Raw genomic sequence first — 1,557 nt, 5'->3', positions numbered from 1 at the left:
GCACGGGCGACGCGCTCGCCGCGCGCGGCGTCGGCGAGTAGGGACCCGCCCCTCCACCGCGACCGACCTCGACGGGCCGGGCCGCCCGCCCGCCGCTACGGTGACCGCCATGACGTTCAGCGAGGGTGGCCGGTTCGAGGGCGGCCGCGTCGGCACCCGGCGGCGTCGCGGCGGCGCCGTCGCGGGCGGCGGCATCGGCCTCGGCATCGTCGCGTTCCTCATCTTCCAGTTCACCGGCGTCGACGTCGGCCCCGCGCTCGAGGGCATCCAGGGCGGCGGCGAGGAGCGCGGCACCGTCGAGGAGTGCTCCGCCGAGGAGGCCAACACCTCGCGCGAGTGCCGGCTCTCGGCGACCGTGCAGTCCCTGGACGCCCACTGGGCGCAGTCCCTGCCCGCCGGAGCGACCTTCGTGGAGCCCGACGTGTGGGCGTTCGAGCAGGCGACGTCGACCCAGTGCGGCAACGCGACCGCGTCAACCGGGCCGTTCTACTGCCCGCCGGAGCAGGCGATCTACCTCGACCTCGGCTTCTACGACCTGCTGGAGAGCCAGTTCGGCGCGACCGGCGGACCGCTCGCGGAGATGTACGTCACCGCGCACGAGTACGGCCACCACATCCAGGCCCTCACGGGCGTGATGGACAGCGCCGACCGCCAGGGGACCGGGGCGACGTCCGACTCGGTGCGCGTCGAGCTCCAGGCCGACTGCTACTCGGGCGTGTGGGCCGGTCAGGCGTCCTCCCAGGTCGACCCGGACACCGGCACGGTGTTCCTCGAGCCGATCAGCCCCGAGCAGCTGGCCCAGGCCCTGTCGGCGGCGGAGGCCGTGGGCGACGACCACATCCAGCAGCAGTCCGGCGGCGACGTGAACCCCCACACGTGGACGCACGGCTCGGCCGAGCAGCGCCAGCGCTGGTTCATGACGGGGTACGAGTCCCTCGACCCGGCGACCTGCGACACGTTCGCCGCGACGGACCTCTGACGCCGGTCGGCCATGGCGCGGGAGACCACGGGCACCGCTCGACCCGACCACCGCCGCTCCGTGCGCACGGGCCTGCTCCTGGGCGTGGCGGTCATGGCGGCCGTCGACGAGATCGTCTTCCACCAGATCCTCGGCTGGCACCACTTCTACGACGGGTCGACCACCGAGGTCGCGCTCCTGACCGACGGCCTGCTGCACGCGGCCGAGCTGGTCATGCTCGTCGGCGGCCTCTTCCTCGTGGCCGACCTGTCGCGGACCGGGGGCCTGGCGCCGCGCTCCGCGGTCGGCGGCCTGCTCCTGGGCGCCGGGGCGTTCCAGCTGTTCGACGGCATCGTCGACCACAAGGTGCTGCGCCTGCACCAGGTCCGCTACGACGTCGACCTCCTGCCGTACGACCTCGCCTGGAACCTCGCGGGCGTCGCGCTGCTCGCCACGGGGGCGCTGGTCACGCACCGCGCCGCGCGCCGGATCGCGGGCGCGGCGCCGCCGGCGTGAGCAGGGGCGCGCCGGGGGCGGTCGCGTGAGCGCCACGTGGCTGCTCCCGGTGTCGGCCCTCGTCGTGCTCGTGGGCGGCTACG

The 1,557-nt window shown here is 74.8% G+C and carries 2 protein-coding genes; both read left to right on the top strand.

Translation table 11 applies throughout. The features are described from left to right. Positions 1 to 109 precede the first annotated feature (109 nt). On the top strand, positions 110 to 979 hold the full coding sequence (locus IDM29_RS16645; RefSeq protein WP_182113709.1) for a neutral zinc metallopeptidase: 870 nt from the start codon (positions 110 to 112) through the stop codon (positions 977 to 979). Between the two features lie 12 nt (positions 980 to 991). Continuing rightward, positions 992 to 1,474 (top strand): DUF2243 domain-containing protein, encoded by a 483-nt coding sequence (locus IDM29_RS16640; RefSeq protein WP_182113708.1) that lies wholly within the window; start codon positions 992 to 994, stop codon positions 1,472 to 1,474. The last annotated feature ends 83 nt before the right edge of the window (positions 1,475 to 1,557 follow it).

It is taken from the genome of Actinotalea sp. JY-7885 (genome assembly GCF_014525465.1).
In the GTDB taxonomy this organism is placed as follows: domain Bacteria; phylum Actinomycetota; class Actinomycetes; order Actinomycetales; family Cellulomonadaceae; genus Actinotalea.
The sequence above is the reverse complement of the archived record's forward strand: the minus strand, read 5'-3'. Positions and strand labels throughout refer to the sequence as shown.